This window comes from Adhaeribacter arboris, assembly GCF_003023845.1.
GTDB lineage: Bacteria > Bacteroidota > Bacteroidia > Cytophagales > Hymenobacteraceae > Adhaeribacter > Adhaeribacter arboris.
In genome coordinates this window covers 5,769,985-5,786,467 of sequence record NZ_PYFT01000001.1, presented here as the reverse complement: position 1 = coordinate 5,786,467, position 16,483 = coordinate 5,769,985, and the positions used below count along the sequence as shown (strand labels likewise).

Here is a 16,483-nt window from a genome sequence, read left to right as displayed (position 1 = left end):
AAAACAAAAATCTTTTTATGAGAAAGTACTTACTTACTATCCTCCTATTGTTACTAGGTGCAGCAAGTCTGTATGCCCAGGTAACAACTAGTAGTATAACCGGCTCGGTCAGAGATGCTAACGGAGAAGCCCTGATTGGCGCCACTGTTAAGGCTACTCACCAGCCTTCCGGTACCGTATACGGTACCGTTACTAATATCGATGGACGGTTTAACATTCAAAATATGCGGGTAGGTGGTCCCTATGCCGTTGAGGTTAGTTATATTGGTTATCAAACTCAAACCTACAACAATATCTCTTTAGCTTTAGGAGTACCGTACGCACTGGATGCTCGAATAGGCCAGGCCAGCACTGCTTTACAAGAAGTAGAGATTACCGCCGACCGGACCGACGTGTTTAATGCCAATAAAACCGGCGCCGCCACCAACATTAGCACCCAGCAAATTGCTACTCTGCCCACTGTAACCAGAAGTTTAGAAGATTTTACTCGTCTTACTCCCCAGGCTAATGGTGTAGGATTTGCTGGTCGCGATAACCGGTATAACAATTTACAGATTGATGGCGCTAACTTTAACAACGCCTTTGGTACCAGCTCTAGCGATTTATTACCCGGGGGAAGCACCCGTCCTATTTCTATTGACGCCATTGAAGAAGTACAGGTAAACATTGCGCCCTACGATGTACGTCAGTCTGGCTTTACGGGAGCTGGTATTAATGCCATAACCCGCAGCGGTACCAATACCTTTACCGGCTCGGCTTACACTTTTTACCGGAATCAGGATTTAAGAGGAACGAATGTTGCCGGCCGGGAACTACCAACCCAGCCCGATAACAGTACCTTAACTTACGGGGCTCGGTTAGCCGGACCAATCATAAAAAATAAATTATTCTTCTTCGCCAACTTCGAGCACGAAAACGAAATTTTTCCGGGAGTAACTTGGGTGGCTAATCGTCCGGGAGCCACCGGTAACGTATCGCGCACTACTGCGGTGGATTTAGAAAGAGTTCGCCAGCATTTAATTAACACTTACAACTACGACCCAGGCGCTTACGAAAACTACGCCAACGAATTTGCTAATACCAGTACCCGGTACCTGGCTCGCCTTGACTGGAACATTACAAATAACCACCGGTTAAGTGTTCGTTACAATTATGCCGAAGGAACCAGCGACCAAACGGTAAATGCTACTTCTGCTCCCAACCCCCGGGCCAGCTCTGCCCGGATTGGTTCTAATGCTTTGGCGTTTGAGAATGCTAATTATAGTTTCTTAAACAAAGTTCGCTCCCTTACCGGTGAATTAAACAGCACCATAACGTCTAAAATTTCCAACCAGATTCTGGCTACCTACAGCTTTAACCAAGCTACCCGTACTACGCCGGGATCAACCTTTCCGTTTGTAGATATTTGGCAAGGGGGCGATAATTACATCAGCTTTGGTACCGAACTTTTCTCCGGCGCCAACGATTTGATCAACGACAACTATTCTTTTATCGATAACTTTACTTACTTGGCGGGCAAACATACCTTTACCGCCGGGGCGAGTTATGAATTAATTAAGTACGGTAATTTATTTTTACGGAATGCCACTTCTTACTATCGCTATGCTTCGGTAGATGATTTTATTAACAATGCTCAACCTACTTCTTACGGTCTTTCCTATGCGTATCCGGGCCAGGATCGGTATACGCGGGTTAGTTTTGGTTTAGGCGGTCTTTATGTTCAGGATAGATATTCCATTAATAACCAATTAGACATAACTGCTGGCTTACGGGCAGAGTTACCCGTTTACCTGAATGATATTGGCGCTAACCCCCAAATTGATCAGTTAGAATTATTAGATCAGGACGGTAAACCTACTACTTATTCCAGCGGTTCCTGGCCTAAATCCCGGGTAATGTTATCACCTCGGATTGGTTTTAACTTTGATGCCGCCGGCGATGGAACTATTAAACTGCGCGGGGGAACGGGTATTTTTGCCGGCCGTATTCCGTTTGTTTATTTTACCAACATGCCTGGAGCTACCGGTTTAATTACGAATACCTTAGACCCAGCGCCCGCCACCGCTCTGGAAAGTATTAGATTTAATCCCGATCCACTCTATTGGTATAACAATGGTCCCGAAACGGTTTTCTTACGTTCTCCCAGTTCTGGTACCCCCAGCAGTATTGCTTTAGTTGACAAAAATTTTAAAATGCCGCAGGTTTGGCGAAGTAGCTTAGGCGCGGATTACAGCATTCCGGGTACTCCTTTAGTAGCGACTACCGACTTATTATTTACAAAAGATATCCGGTCGGTTTACCAATTTAACGCTAACCGGAAACCCGCCACGCTAACAATGAATTACTCTGGTGATACTCGGGATTTCTGGGGTGGCAGCGCTAATGCCCGGTACAATCCGGCCACGGGTAATATTGCTACGGTGTTGGCTAATTCTAAAAAAGGCTATTCGCTAGCGGCTACGGTAGGAATTACCTTACCCAATCAGAATGGTTTCTTCGGTTCCTTATATTACACCTATACCAATGCGAAGGATATAACCGGTAATCCGGGTTCAACGGCTTCCTCGGTGTGGCAGAGTAATTATTCCATTAATGATCCGAACGAGCAGTTATTGGGTATTTCGCAGTATGCTATTCCGCACCGCATTGTGGGTAGTATTTCTTACCGCAAAGAATACCTGAACCATTTAGGTACTACCATTTCCTTGTTTTATGATGGCTCTAACCAAGGCCGCTTTGCTTATACTACCAACGGCGATTTAAACCTGGACGGCGTAACTTTAGATTTGCTATACATTCCAAATAATGCTTCGGAATTAAACTTTGCCGATAGAACCGTTAATGGAGTAACTTTTACTGCTGACCAGCAACGAGCTGCTTTTAACCAATTTGTAAACAACAGCAAAGTTCTGAAAAACAGTAAAGGCGACTACGTATTACGAAATAATGGATTACTGCCTTGGCTAAACCGTTTTGATTTCCGTTTGCTGCAAGATGTATTTACGGATATTGGTAAAAATCGGCATACGCTGCAATTAAGCTTGGACGTACAAAACGTAGGCAATCTCCTAAACTCTAATTGGGGTATTTCTGACCAACTTAACAGCGGTTCTAGCTTTAACTATCCCTTGTTAAATGTTGCCAGCGTCACACCTGATGGTGTGCCAACCTTTAATATGATCACTATTACGGATGAAAAAGGAAATACCGTGCTGCCCACTACCCCTTTCCGAAATACTTTTAACAACACGGCTACCTGGAGAATGCAGTTAGGGGTACGTTATAGTTTCTAATGAATTTTGCTTAGGATTTAACATGAGCCCGCCCCCTAGTGGCGGGCTTTTTTATTTTAAAATAATTTTCACTGCAACTCGTACTACTTTTAAAAGTTTCTGTTACTTTTGTAGCACCAAACGCAAGGGGGATTAGCTCAGCTGGCTAGAGCGCTTGCATGGCATGCAAGAGGTCATCGGTTCGACTCCGATATTCTCCACTGATTTTCAAGCACTTATAGATAAATTTCTGTAAGTGCTTTTTTGTTCGCACACAATTTGCCCACAGCTCTATATCATGGGGGAAAGAATTCTCTACCTGTAAATGATTCAAAGTCACACATCCCAATGTATTCTATCCTGGTATTATTCTTAACTGACTTGTTTGAATAAGGTTGTTTAAATGCAGCAGCCATATGTCGCCTTTCTTTAACATAACTTAAAACTACCGAATTGTGGGGGTACTGTCGAAGCTAAGATATGTGCAACGATAAGAAGCAGTAGAAAAGCTTAAGGAGAAAGGTGGGTTGCTTTTGGGTCATAAAAAAGCCCTCGGGGTAGTGAAGACTTTTAAAATTTAATTAACTACGGATAGGAATTATTTTACTATCTGCCTCGAGTGTTTAGGGTTAAAACGCGAACCTAAAGTATTAAAAATTTACTTTGCCGATGATCTAGTGAAAATACGTTTAGACCCATCCAAATAAGTTATTGCCTATTTATGAGTATCATCAGCAAAGGGAATTATAAAACCAATACTCTTTTACTCCTGCTAGGTTTATTGTTAAATGTTGCTCAAGACTTTCACCTTTATACATCATATGTAATAATTTGCTCTCTGCCATTAGATTAAGTATAAAGGGAACTCTAATACATGATTATTGCCGATTCACTTGCAGAATATTTTTGTAAGTTCTACTGGCCATTTCCTGAAATATTTTAATACCCCAAAATAGTACTCCCGGCAAGCTTATAGGTATCTGAACTAACAATACGAACAGGCACATGGCGAAAGAAGGAAGACACCTAAAAGCGAAGGAGCGAATATTTTGATTTAATCATTTATTCAAAGATTACCCTAATTTCTCACATAACGGAGTAAAACATCAAGTATGTCAGTAGCAAAATTAATTAGCATAAAATTAAGGAAGAGGCCTACCGAGAAAAGAGGAATGCTCTAATAAATATCTTACATGTTCATTCTTCATAGTTTGTTTTCCGTCAAGTCCTTCAGGATGGCTACTCCCTAATATATTGGAAACACGTTTAATTAAATTTTTCCTGGAGTTAATTTCCTTCGATCTCACCATTACTATTTAGTTTAACAATCTTAACTGCTTCAGCTCCCATCCAGCCTGGAAAAATTTAACTTTTTTAAGTAAAATAGCTTAAGCTTATTCAGCTAATATATAAATAGCAATTACGGCTAAAACCATCCCCGTTAAAACTATCCAGTGGGGAAATACCGCGTATAAAATCAGGGAAATTATAATGGTAATTACCGGGGCAAGCGCTGTGATAGGTACTACAATTATTGCTTTGCCATATCGTAAAGCATAGACCAAGGTAAGGGCACCAATAGCATTAAATACTTGAATCAAACCCGCTAAATAAGGGCCTTTTATTCCCCAATTAATTTTCTGCGAAAAATCAGTCATTAGCACAGCTACGGGAATCATTAAAACTGCCGTTAGCATCATATAGAAAAAAATGCTTTCTGCCTTCATGGTGTTATTAGAGAATTTCATAGCATAAGCTTGTATGCCCCACATGAAAAAAACAATTATGGAAAGCCACAACCAAGTAGAACCGGTTACATTTTATTATTTGGTTCTTGGTACGAAAGGCAAAATATAGCAATTAGCGATAGAATAATGCCAATCCAATGTTTTCTGGTAGTTCTTTCCCCTAAAAATAGGGCAGAAAGAAAAACAGTAACTACCGGAAAAAGGGAAATAAAAGGAAATACTATATAGGCCGGGCCGGTACGTAAAGCCTGAAATAAAATTAACTGTCCGGCCGCTCCGAGCAAACCTACCGCCGAACCCAAAAATATGGATCGGGTATCATATTCCAGTTGCCAATTACTATTTAAGAGGGCTACTATTGCACAAGGAATCATGGTAATGGCCCAGACGGAATAACCAAGAGTAGCCGGAAAGCCAGCTTTTTCAGGAACTTCAATAAAGGCTCCCCAAACCCCCCAAAACAGAGTAGTTATAAAAGTATAAAGCACCCAAGGTTGTCTCGTCATTTGTATAAGTATTTATATTACATAATATTATAAGGAAGCCTTGTTAGGCTATAATTACTTGTATGCCCATGTTTTCCAGTTTTTTCTGTTCTTCCAGTAAAATTCCGGCATCCGTTACCACCACATCTATTTCTGTTATAGGGGCAATAAAAGCGAAGCTTCTTTTCAAAAATTTACTAGAATCCGCCACCACAATAACTTTTTTAGAAATTTGAATCATTATTCGGTTTAAATGAGCTTCCTCTACATTCGGAGTTGATAGCCCATGCGTGGTACTAAGGCCATCTACCGCCAGAAATAACTTGTCACAGAAATAATTTCGAAAACTTTCCTCAGCCGTAGATCCTACAAGCGATAAAGAATTTTTCCTTAAAAAGCCTCCTGGAATAATTACATTAGCATTCTTATGCTCGGCTAATTGGTTAGCCACATTCAAGGCATTGGTAATTACAGTTAAATCCGTAAACTTTTGTAAATTTTTAGCTATTTCTAAAGTAGTGGTACCAGAATCTAAAATAATGGTATCACCTTCTTCCACTAGTTGAGCCGCTGCCTGACCAATGTTTTTCTTTTCTTCGTAGTGCTGCTTGTTTTTATCCGAAAGCGCAAAATCAATTCCTACTCGGTCTAATTTTATAGCACCGCCTCGGGCCCGGATAAGCATATTCTTTTCTTCCAGTTTGCTCAAGTCATTACGAATCGTGACTTCACTAACCTGTAGCTCACTACTTAAAGTATTAACATCTACTTGCCCATCGGTTTCCAACTTCTCTAAAATAAAAGCTCGGCGCTTTACCGTTGATTTTTTATCTAACTCTAACATTATTCTATTTATTACAAGGTTTACGAAAGATAGTATACTTCGCAATATTCCTTTTTCGAAATTTAAATACAAATAAAACTTTGGTTAGCTATCTAAAACTTTTAATAATTCTTTTCTAAGTATGAGCGAGTGGCTTTGTACATGTAATGTTGAAAAGATAAAATAACTTTGATAAAAGATTTCGAAAGATAATAAAAATATTTAAATAGTATTTGACAAGGAAATAATAAATATGTATGTTTACATCGAACGGAAATGAAACACATTTTTTATGATTAAGATTACGGGCGTAGCCGAACCAAAGGAAACAAAGGAGTATCTGAATTACAGTTTGGCGGAACTAGAAGACCAAGGAGCCATTTTTACAGCTAAGGAAATTTCAGAGCAACCAACACTTTGGTTAGATACTTGGAATTTGGTTGCCCAAAAGCGATATTATTTGGAGAGCTTTCTGGAAGAAGCTTATGCTCACCCTGATTTAGAGGTAATTTTAACGGGTGCCGGTACTTCCGCTTTTATCGGCACTGTACTGGAAGGACCTTTTCAACGGAATTCCGGAAAAAGAACGCGTGCTATCGCCTCCACCGATCTGGTTTCTCATCCGGAAGGATACTTCCAGCAAGATGTACCCACCTTACTAATATCTTTCGCTAGATCGGGCAATAGCCCAGAAAGCAAGGCAGTTGTTGTTTTAGCCGATAAAATTTGCCGCAAAATTTACCATTTGATAATTACCTGCAATCCATCTGGTGATTTGGTAACGAATAAAAGTCAAAATCAAACGGCGGTGTTTCTTTTACCTCCCGAAGCCAATGATCTAAGTTTAGCCATGACCGGAAGTTTCTCTTCTATGTTATTGGCCGGACTATTAATTTCTCGCCTTTCTTTTATAGATGATCTTAAATATCAAGTACAAAAGCTAGCGGAATACGGCAAGAATATTTTAAAAAAGTATACCACTAAGCTTCAGGAGGTAGCTTCTTTAGACTTTACCCGGGCTATTTTTTTAGGTTCTGGTCCTTTGTACGGGACAGCCCGGGAGTCGGACTTAAAGGTACAGGAGCTAACAGATGGCAATATAATCTGCAAACATGATTCTTTCTTAGGTTTCCGGCACGGTCCCAAAGCGGTTATAGATACTCATACGTTACTGGTCTATTTATTTTCGAACAGGGAATATGTCCATCAATATGAAGTTGATCTAATCAATAACATAAATGATGGAGAAAAAGGATTATACCGAATTGGAATTATTGAATCGGCAGAGAAAGATTCTAATTTAGAAGTAGATCTTTTGATTGAGCTTTCCGACGGAGCAGATAAAATAGAGGAAGAGTTATTAGCTGTATGTAGTGTTATGCCGGCCCAGATGCTTGGCTTCTTTAAAGCATTGCATTTAAAACTAAAGCCAGATTCTCCGTCCGTCTCCGACACTATCACCCGGGTAGTGCAGGGAGTAACCATTTATTCCTTTGATCTTCCAGCCATGGCGAATGCATCTTCCAATACGAAAGCAGCAAAAATAATTTCCTGATATGATCCTGTGCCTGTGCCCAAATCCTTCTATTGATATGTATGCCTGGTTAAACACGTTACAAGCCGGACAAGCCAATAGCATTACAAAAGAAGAGCGGTTTCCGGGCGGCAAAGGGGTGCACGTAGCATTAGCAGTTGCGGAATTAGAGGAGCAAGTAATGCTACTTGGATTTTGGGGCGGCCCAACGGGCCAATGGGTTAAGGAAAATTGTGAATCTAAAGGTATTGAGTGTTATGGACCAGAATTAAAAGATTGGACCCGAACATGTTTAATCCTTAAATCAGATACTTACTTTGACGATACGGAGCTATTAGGAAGTGGGCCGACTATCTCGTCGGCAGATTTCGAAAGCTTTCGAAACACTTTTATTCAAATCTTACCAAAAGCCGATTGTATTACGATGAGTGGTTCTTGGCCAAAAGGAGCACCAGTGGATGCTTATGCGCAATTAGTTTCATTGGCAAATAAAGCGGGGAAAAAAATCTTTCTGGATTGTGCCGGTGAACAGTTGAATCAAGCCTTAATTCAAAAACCTTTTTCGGTGCATATAAATCGTCGGGAAGGTCAAAAATTATTCGAAGAAGAATCACCGGAACAAATAGCTTTTCTTCTGGCCAAGCAATGTACCTATGCGGCTGTCACAGCAGGGGCGGATGGTTTATACTTGGTTGCAGGCGATGAATTAATACATGCTCAATGCCCGGTAGAAGATGTGTACAGCGCGGTAGGTAGCGGCGATTGCCTCTTGGCGGGCTTAGCCGTAGCTTTTAACCGGGAACTAGATATTCAAGCAGTGGCTCAACTGGCAGTGGCTTGTGGGGCCGCCAACTGCATCCGTCCCGAATTGGGGTTGCTTTATCAATCAGATGTAGAAATTTTAAAAAAACAAGTGCTTATAAATAAGTCCGCCAAAACGAGTGTAACCAATTCTGTTTCCTGAAGCGAGAAAACGATGAAAGATATAGATGTAATTGTAGTGGGAGAACTAAACGTGGATTTGGTTTTAAACCAGATGCATTCTTTTCCGGAAATCGGGAAGGAAAAGTTAGCGCACCAAATGACCTTGACGCTGGGCAGTTCTTCGGCAATATTTGCCAGTAACTTAAGCAGCTTAGGGGCTAAAGTTTCTTTCATCGGTAAAATAGGCCAAGATCAGTTTGGGAAAGTTGTTTTACAAAGCCTGCAGAATAAAGGCGTAGATACTAGCTTAATCCTGCAAAGTCCTGCTTTAAACACCGGCCTCACCGTAGTCTTAAATTTCGACGAGGACCGGGCCATGGTAACCCACCCGGGAGCAATGGACGAGTTGCGGTTAACCGATATTTCACCGGAACATTTGGCTCGCGCCAGGCACCTGCATTTTTCCTCTTACTTTCTACAACCCGGTTTAAAAAATGGGCTTCCTACGTTATTTCAGCTGGCTAAGTCACTCGGTTTAACTACCTCTTTCGATACCCAATGGGACCCGCAAGAAAAATGGGATCTCAATCTGACGGAATTACTTCCTTTGGTAGATGTATTTCTACCCAACGAAAAAGAACTATTACGATTAACGCAAACGAACACTCTATCGGAGGCGCTGGCCACTTTACCCAAAAACGCCCATTTAGTTTTGGTTAAAATGGGAAATAAAGGTTCCGTTTCCTGGTGTCAAGGCAAAGTATTGCCCATGGAGTCGTTTTTAAATAAAGAGGTAGTGGATGCTATTGGCGCCGGCGACAGCTTTAACGCCGGCTTCATATACAAATACATTCAAGGCTCCTCTTTAGAAGAATGTCAGCGATTTGGCAATCTCACCGGCGCAATTTCAACCACAGAGTCGGGCGGTACCACGGCTTTTACCGACTATAACAAAATCAAAAGAATTGCTCAGGAAAAATTTGGATATGCCCTCTAACATGACACTACAAGAGAGATTACAGAGAATGCAAGCCAAAAAAGCTTCGTTACTGGCCACCAATTTTTACAATTACGAAACCCTCAAGGGCATACTGGAAGCTGCCTCCAGTATGCAGCAACCTATTATATTACAATTAACCAAAAGTTCCATCGATTACATGACCTTGCCGGTGGCCGTAAAAATGGCCCGCAGCGCCTTGCAAGAGCATCGCGTAGAAGGTTGGCTGCATTTAGATCATTCGGATTCTTACGATTTAGTAGCCCAGTGCTTAGACGCTGGTTTCGATTCGGTGATGATTGATGCCAGTGAAAAACCCATTCAGGAAAATATTGCCTTAACGCAACGGGTAGTTGCTTTGGCCCAAAAGTACGGCGCCAATGTAGAAGCAGAACTAGGATACGTGGCCAAACTAGGTCAATCCAAAGAAAAAATGGGCTTTACGGAACCAGATGAGGCCCATTCTTTTGTGCAGGAAACCGGCATTGATGCGCTGGCAGTAGCCATTGGCTCGGCACATGGTTTTTACACCGAAGAACCCCAACTGGATTTGGAAAGATTGAGCCAGATACATGCGGTTACCGATGCGGCGTTGGTCTTACACGGCGGTTCCGGTATAGCCGGCAATATGCTGCAAGAAGCTATTCAACGGGGTATTTGTAAAATTAATCTGGCTACGGAAATTAAAAATATATTCATGTACCAGCTAAAGGCCGACCTGTTAAAAAGCGACGAAATTGACTTGCGCAAAGTTTTTCCACCCGCTATTCAGGCCGTAACCAACCTGGTAAAAGAAAAATTAGAAATTGTAAAGAATGAATTAGTAAGTCAGTAAAATACCATTTGCCGGCAAGAATTAAAAGCCACTTTTTTAAATTTCCGGAACAAAGGTTAACCACTTTTTAAAATATATTATAGCATCAACATCCTATTTTTTTAATCGAATAAGCATTCTGATATGAAAAATAACCGAAGAGATTTTTTAAAATTTACCGGTCTGGCGGGAGCGGGTTTATTAACCGGATGTTCTCCGAAAGAAATAAAAGTTAGTTCGGCGGCGAGTACTATTTCTAAAAAAGAGCGGAAACAAGTATTCAACATGACTGGCTACGCCGCTCCCGGCATGGAAACGGTACGGCTGGGTTTTATTGGCTTGGGTAGTCGTGGTCCCGGGCATTTAAACAATGCCAGTCTTTTGGGTGGCGTCGAAATAAAAGCCTTGTGTGATTTGCGGCCCGAAAGCATCACGGCGGCGCAAAAACGCATGAAAGGCCTGGGCCACAAGCCGGAAATATACACGAGTGGTGCAGAAGAATGGAAGAAAGTTTGCGACCGGAAGGATATCGACGTTATTTATATTGCTACGCCGTGGCACTTGCATACCCCCATGGCGCTATATGCTATGGAACAAGGCAAACACGTTTGCGTCGAAATTCCGGCGGCTACTACCCTCGAAGAATGCTGGCAGCTAGTGGAAACCTCCGAACGCACCCGCAAGCATTGCGTGATGCTGGAAAATAACTGTTACGACTTTTTTGAATTAATGACCCTGAACATGGTTCGGCAAGGATTTTTTGGCGAAATTATTCACGGCGAATGCGCGTACATTCATGATCTCTTCGACATGAATTTCTCGAAAACCCAGTACCAAGATATGTGGCGGTTGAAACAGAATGCCAACCGAAACGGAAATTTATATCCGACTCATGGCTTAGGGCCTATTTGCCAAATAATGAATGTGAACCGGGGCGATAAAATGGATTACTTGGTTTCCATGTCGAGCAACGATTTTATGATGGGACCGAAAGCCAAAGAATTAGCTGCTACTGACGACTTTTTTAAACCCTACGCCAACAAAACTTTCCGGGGCAACATGAACACCACTACTATCCGCACGAACAGCGGCCGAACGATTATGCTGCAACACGACGTCACCTCGCCCCGCGTGTATTCTCGGATTCATTTGGTGAGTGGTACCAAAGCGTCGGCGTTAAAATTTCCGTTGCCGGGCCGCATTGCTACCGGCCACCAAGATTGGCTGCCGGAAGCCGAAGTAAAAGCGTTAGAAGAAAAATACCAACCCGCCATTGTTAAAAAAGTAGGCGAATTAGCCAAGCAAGTAGGTGGGCACGGGGGTAAAGATTTTTTAATGAACTGGCGCATTATAGACTGTTTCCGCAACGGTTTACCCATGGACATGGACGTGTACGATGGCGTGCTTTGGAGTTCCATGGCCCCTTTGAGTGAATTTTCCGTTGCCAATCGCTCTAATTCCGTGGATGTGCCAGATTTTACGGCGGGCAGTTGGAAAACCAACTCCCCCGTGGATATATCCATGGTAAAAGGCGGCAACACCGAAATAAAGCTGTAAGGTTTAAAAGGTACTTTCCTTTTTTAGAACTGACCCTGATTTATGCTTTATCTGCCCAGCTTGCCACTTGAAAAACCTGTAACCGGGTGGCTTTAAAAGGAAAGCACACCCCGAAAATTACTATTCACCCGAAAAGCCTAGCGAATGAAAAACTTGTTAAAGTCCATCCAATTAAGTGTCCTTCTTTGTTCTCTTTCATTTTTCTTGCAGAATTGTTCCCAGGGCAAAAGCGAAAAAGCAAGCGCCAATAACAACGCGGTTGCCAGTAATGCAACGGAAGAATTTTACGGTCCCGAGGATTTTGCGAAAATTAAAAAATTTAATTCGCACGTCCACATTAAGCTGTACGATACGATTTTCATCAACCAAGCAGCTAAAGATAATTTCCGATTTTTAAATATTAACGTGGCTTCGCCTTCTTCGCCGCCCGTAGCGCAGCAACAAGAAGTGGCCCTGCGCCTGGTAAAAGATAAACCGAACGATATCCTGTACGCCACCACTTTTTCCCTGGAAGGTTTCAACCAACCCGACTGGCAACAAAAAACGCTGGCTTATTTAAAAGATTCGTTCGCCAAGGGCGCGATTGCCGTGAAGGTCTGGAAAAACATTGGCCTGGAGTTGAAAGATGCAAATGGTAAATTCGTGATGATCGACGACCCCAAATTCGACCCGATCATTGATTTAATTGAAAAAAGCAACATTACCTTAATTGGGCACCTGGCCGAGCCGCGTAACGCCTGGCTTCCGGTGGATAAAATGACGGTGGCCGGTGATAAGAAGTACTTCAGTGAGCACCCGCAATACCACATGTACCTGCACCCGGAATATCCTTCGCACGAAGAGATCATTCGGGCCCGCGATCACATGTTAGAAAAACACCCGAACGTGCGGTTTGTGGGCGCGCATTTAGCTAGTTTGGAATGGGACGTGAACGAACTGGCCAAAAGACTGGATAAGTACCCCAACATGGCGGTAGATTTAGCCGAAAGGATTTCGCACTTCCAATACCAGGCTGTAACGGATTGGCAGAAAGTACACGACTTTTTTATTAAATACCAGGACCGCCTGATTTATGCAACCGACGAAGGCGTAACCGGCGCGAAGTCGCCGGAACAGGTAAGTATTGATGCTCACGCAAATTGGCTGCGGCACTGGAAATTTTTTACTTCCGGCGAAAAAATGAAAACCCCCAAGGTGGAAAAAGAATTTAACGGCTTACATCTGCCCCGCGAAGTAGTGGATAAAATTTACCTGCACAACGCCGAAAAATGGTTTCCCAGCATCAAGCAAGCCAGTTAATAAGGAGTTGTTAGTTACTCGTTACTCGTTGTTAGATCCATAAAACTATAATAGGCAGCGAATTAATACAAAGCTTAAGCTGAATAAATTATGTCGAAGTACTTAGAACTAGCTATATCGCTCAAAAACTTACCTGCAAAGTTTAACCCGCTTTTTATTCTAAAATTAAAAAAAAGCTCAACTCAATAAACTTTATTCGCCCTGTTTCTAAACCAGGCAATTGGGCGGAAATTTCCAGAAGAATAGGTTGGATTAATCTATTGATTTGTAAAATCATATATGCCGAACAACGAACAACTCATAAGGAACAACTATTTATACATACCATGAAAGACAACCGCCGCGATTTTTTAAAATTTACGGGCTTGGTTGGAGCCGGCCTTCTGACGGGCTTGGCTACCCCCACCGTTAGCAGTGCCAAGGTACTGGGTAATTTAGAGCCGGCTCCACCGCGCAACCAGAAATTTAACATGTCGGGCTACGGTGCGCCGAAGCTGGAAACCGTCCGGATGGGATTTATTGGCTTAGGGCAGCGCGGGCCGGGGCATGCTTACCGGTCCAGCAAAGTAGAAGGCGTCCAAATTACGGCTTTGTGCGATATTCGGCCTGAAAAAGTAAGCGCCGTGAAAGAAAAACTAGGCGCCAACCATAATCCAGCCATGTACTCCGGCAAAGAAAACGAATGGAAAAAGCTGTGCGAACGGAAAGATGTGGACCTAGTCTATATTTCTACGCCCTGGCATTTGCACGCGCCTATGGCGGTATACGCCATGGAGCAAGGCAAACACGTAGCCATTGAAGTACCCGGCGTTATTACCCTGGATGAATGCTGGCAATTGGTCGAAACTTCCGAGAAAACGAAGAAGCATTGCATGTACCTGGAAAATTGCTGCTACGACTTTTTTGAATTACTAACGCTGAACATGGCCCGCCAAGGTTTCTTCGGGGATATTATCCACGGCGAAGGGGCTTACATTCATAACCTGATGGAGCTAAATTTTAAAAAAGACGGCTACTACGACATGTGGCGGCTCAAGCAAAACGCCAGCCGCAACGGTAACTTGTACCCCGGCCACGGTTTAGGACCGGTTGCGCAGGTAATGGACATTAACCGGGGCGACAAAATGGATTACCTGGTGGCCATGTCGAGCAACGATTTTATGATGGGCCCCAAGGCCAAAGAACTAGCCGCCACCGACGACTTTTTTAAACCCTACGCCAATAAATCGTTCCGGGGCAACATGAATACCACCACGATTCGTACCGCCAAAGGCCGCTCCATTATGCTGCAACACGACGTATCCTCGCCCCGTGTGTATTCCCGCATCCAACTCATTAGCGGCACCAAAGGCGCCGCGCAAAAATACCCATTGCCGGGCAAAGTTTCGGTGGGCCATAAAGATTGGTTAACGGAGCAGGAAATGAAAGATTTGGAAGCCAAATACCAACCTCCCATTGTAAAAAAAGTAGGCGAACTGGCCAAGCAAGTGGGCGGCCACGGCGGCATGGATTTTTTGATGAACTGGCGCCTGGTAGATTGTTTACGCAACGGCTTACCCCTGGATATTGACGTGTATGATGCCGCCGCTTGGAGTGCCATTGGGCCTTTGAGTGAACAATCCGTGGCCAAACGTTCCAATTCGGTAGATATACCCGATTTCACCAACGGTTCCTGGAAAAACAACAAGCCCGTGGATGTACTACTGGCCCAAGGCGGCAACACCAACGTGAAGTTGTAACTGTTTGCTTCGTCCGGTACGCCATTGCGTTGCTCCCGGTTTATTTACCGCTGAGGCAAAAGCGCGGAGGAAGTTAGTCCTCGCTTTTTCAAAGGAGGGTTGGCGAAATGTTTTTTTAAATTCTTCATTCTAGCGGCCAAAAACCGCCTAACCGTGACCACTAAAAGATTTCAAGATGTATCTTAAACTCGTTTATCTTACCATCCTGGTTGCTGGCTTATACGGCACTCCCGCGGGTAAAAAGGAGGCGAAGCTAGCCCCGGATTATTATTCAGTGGAAGATTTTAAAACGGTGAAAAAGTACGATACCCACGTGCACGTTTATACGCCGGAGGCCACCTTTATTAAACAAGCGCAAGAGGATAATTTTCACCTGCTGGATATTAACGGTTATCTTTTTCCCGGTTCCCCCCCTATCACCGAACAACAAGCTTTAGCGGTAAAGCACGCGCAAGAATTTCCGAAGCAACTGCATTACGCCACTACTATTTCGGTCAAAAATTTTAACCAGGATAACTGGCAAAAAGAAACCATTGCTTATTTAAAAAATTCCTTCGCGCAGGGAGCCATCGGGGTGAAAGTGTGGAAGAACATCGGCATGGAGTTGAAAGATAAAGATGGGAAATTCGTGATGATCGATAATCCGAAGTTTGATCCGGTTTTCGATTACATCGCTAAAAACAAAATTACCTTACTTAGTCACCAGGGCGAGCCCAAAGATTGCTGGCTGCCCCTGGACCAAATGTCGGTGGAAGGCAATAAGCGGTACTACAGCAAAAACCCCCAGTACCACATGTATTTGCACCCGGAGTACCCGAGTTACGAAGCCCAGATGCAAGCCCGCGACCACATGCTGGCCAAACACCCCGATTTAAAAGTAGTGAGTGTGCACCTGGCCAGCCTGGAGTGGAGCGTCGACGAAATTGCCAAACGCCTGGATAAATACCCCAACCTGGCCGTAGATATTGCCGCCCGCATCGCGCATTTGCAGCACCAGGCCGTTACTGACTGGCCGAAAGTGCACGATTTCTTTATCAAGTACCAGGACCGGATATTGTACGGTTCCGATATCACCACCAATAATAACAACGACCCCACCGCGATTGGACAAAACACCCACAATGCCTGGCTGCGCGATTGGAAGTTTTTTGTGACCGACGAACAGCTGACTAACAGCAATAAGAGCACATACAAAGGCTTGCACCTGCCCCGGACCGTGGTAGATAAGCTGTACTGTAAAAACGCCGAGAAATGGCTTCCTGGTTTTACCAAAGCAAAATTGTAACCGCCA

12 protein-coding genes and 1 tRNA gene are annotated in these 16,483 nt (G+C 43.3%); 10 read left to right on the top strand and 3 right to left on the bottom strand.

The genetic code is table 11. From position 1 onward, the window contains the following. Positions 1–17: 17 nt before the first annotated feature. Both AHMF7605_RS23515 and AHMF7605_RS23510 read left to right on the top strand, forming a co-directional pair. Positions 18–3,293 (top strand): TonB-dependent receptor, encoded by a 3,276-nt coding sequence (locus AHMF7605_RS23515; protein WP_106932426.1) that lies wholly within the window; start codon positions 18–20, stop codon positions 3,291–3,293. 126 nt (positions 3,294–3,419) lie between these two features. Next, a tRNA-Ala gene (locus tag AHMF7605_RS23510) sits at positions 3,420–3,493 on the top strand. Positions 3,494–4,666: 1,173 nt separating this feature from the next. Here the strand turns inward: AHMF7605_RS23510 and AHMF7605_RS30645 are convergent. The 3 genes from AHMF7605_RS30645 to agaR all read right to left on the bottom strand — a co-directional run bounded on the left by AHMF7605_RS30645 (position 4,667) and on the right by agaR (position 6,349). Further along, on the bottom strand, positions 4,667–5,020 hold the full coding sequence (locus AHMF7605_RS30645) for an EamA family transporter (RefSeq protein ID WP_233219234.1): 354 nt from the start codon (positions 5,018–5,020) through the stop codon (positions 4,667–4,669). 65 nt (positions 5,021–5,085) lie between these two features. Beyond that, on the bottom strand, positions 5,086–5,526 hold the full coding sequence (locus tag AHMF7605_RS30640; protein WP_233219233.1) for an EamA family transporter: 441 nt from the start codon (positions 5,524–5,526) through the stop codon (positions 5,086–5,088). A 43-nt stretch (positions 5,527–5,569) separates the two neighbouring features. Continuing rightward, positions 5,570–6,349 carry a transcriptional repressor AgaR gene (gene agaR / locus AHMF7605_RS23500; protein WP_106932425.1) on the bottom strand — a complete coding sequence of 260 codons (780 nt, stop codon included), beginning with the start codon at positions 6,347–6,349 and terminating at the stop codon, positions 5,570–5,572. A 271-nt stretch (positions 6,350–6,620) separates the two neighbouring features. Here agaR and AHMF7605_RS23495 point away from each other — a divergent pair, with 271 nt between their 5' ends. From AHMF7605_RS23495 to AHMF7605_RS23460, 8 genes are all read left to right on the top strand, one after another. Next, positions 6,621–7,883 (top strand): SIS domain-containing protein, encoded by a 1,263-nt coding sequence (locus AHMF7605_RS23495; protein ID WP_106932424.1) that lies wholly within the window; start codon positions 6,621–6,623, stop codon positions 7,881–7,883. 1 nt (position 7,884) lies between these two features. Beyond that, the gene (locus AHMF7605_RS23490) at positions 7,885–8,826 is read left to right on the top strand and encodes a 1-phosphofructokinase family hexose kinase (RefSeq protein ID WP_106932423.1); all 942 of its coding nucleotides are present in this window, start codon (positions 7,885–7,887) and stop codon (positions 8,824–8,826) included. A gap of 12 nt (positions 8,827–8,838) precedes the next feature. After that, positions 8,839–9,783 (top strand): carbohydrate kinase family protein, encoded by a 945-nt coding sequence (locus tag AHMF7605_RS23485; RefSeq protein ID WP_106932422.1) that lies wholly within the window; start codon positions 8,839–8,841, stop codon positions 9,781–9,783. Next, a complete protein-coding gene (locus tag AHMF7605_RS23480; protein WP_317046557.1) occupies positions 9,773–10,618 on the top strand; it encodes a class II fructose-bisphosphate aldolase in 846 nt (281 codons plus the stop codon). The genes AHMF7605_RS23485 and AHMF7605_RS23480 overlap by 11 nt, the downstream gene beginning before the upstream one ends. Positions 10,619–10,741: 123 nt before the next feature. Beyond that, positions 10,742–12,154 carry a Gfo/Idh/MocA family oxidoreductase gene (locus tag AHMF7605_RS23475; RefSeq protein ID WP_106932420.1) on the top strand — a complete coding sequence of 471 codons (1,413 nt, stop codon included), beginning with the start codon at positions 10,742–10,744 and terminating at the stop codon, positions 12,152–12,154. 144 nt (positions 12,155–12,298) lie between these two features. Then, positions 12,299–13,453 (top strand): amidohydrolase family protein, encoded by a 1,155-nt coding sequence (locus tag AHMF7605_RS23470; RefSeq protein WP_106932419.1) that lies wholly within the window; start codon positions 12,299–12,301, stop codon positions 13,451–13,453. Positions 13,454–13,779: 326 nt separating this feature from the next. Further along, entirely contained in the window at positions 13,780–15,192 is a 1,413-nt protein-coding gene (locus AHMF7605_RS23465; protein WP_106932418.1) for a Gfo/Idh/MocA family oxidoreductase, read from the top strand. 175 nt (positions 15,193–15,367) lie between these two features. Next, a complete protein-coding gene (locus AHMF7605_RS23460; protein WP_233219231.1) occupies positions 15,368–16,477 on the top strand; it encodes an amidohydrolase family protein in 1,110 nt (369 codons plus the stop codon). The last annotated feature ends 6 nt before the right edge of the window (positions 16,478–16,483 follow it).

Coding starts and splice junctions, on each gene's coding strand:
- AHMF7605_RS23515 (WP_106932426.1), top strand. CDS start 18: ATGAGAAAGTACTTACTTACTATCCTCCTATTGTTACTAGGTGCAGCA.
- AHMF7605_RS30640 (WP_233219233.1), bottom strand. CDS start 5,526: ATGACGAGACAACCTTGGGTGCTTTATACTTTTATAACTACTCTGTTT.
- AHMF7605_RS23485 (WP_106932422.1), top strand. CDS start 8,839: ATGAAAGATATAGATGTAATTGTAGTGGGAGAACTAAACGTGGATTTG.
- agaR (WP_106932425.1), bottom strand. CDS start 6,349: ATGTTAGAGTTAGATAAAAAATCAACGGTAAAGCGCCGAGCTTTTATT.
- AHMF7605_RS23460 (WP_233219231.1), top strand. CDS start 15,368: ATGTATCTTAAACTCGTTTATCTTACCATCCTGGTTGCTGGCTTATAC.
- AHMF7605_RS23480 (WP_317046557.1), top strand. CDS start 9,773: ATGCCCTCTAACATGACACTACAAGAGAGATTACAGAGAATGCAAGCC.
- AHMF7605_RS30645 (WP_233219234.1), bottom strand. CDS start 5,020: ATGAAATTCTCTAATAACACCATGAAGGCAGAAAGCATTTTTTTCTAT.
- AHMF7605_RS23465 (WP_106932418.1), top strand. CDS start 13,780: ATGAAAGACAACCGCCGCGATTTTTTAAAATTTACGGGCTTGGTTGGA.
- AHMF7605_RS23470 (WP_106932419.1), top strand. CDS start 12,299: ATGAAAAACTTGTTAAAGTCCATCCAATTAAGTGTCCTTCTTTGTTCT.
- AHMF7605_RS23475 (WP_106932420.1), top strand. CDS start 10,742: ATGAAAAATAACCGAAGAGATTTTTTAAAATTTACCGGTCTGGCGGGA.
- AHMF7605_RS23490 (WP_106932423.1), top strand. CDS start 7,885: ATGATCCTGTGCCTGTGCCCAAATCCTTCTATTGATATGTATGCCTGG.
- AHMF7605_RS23495 (WP_106932424.1), top strand. CDS start 6,621: ATGATTAAGATTACGGGCGTAGCCGAACCAAAGGAAACAAAGGAGTAT.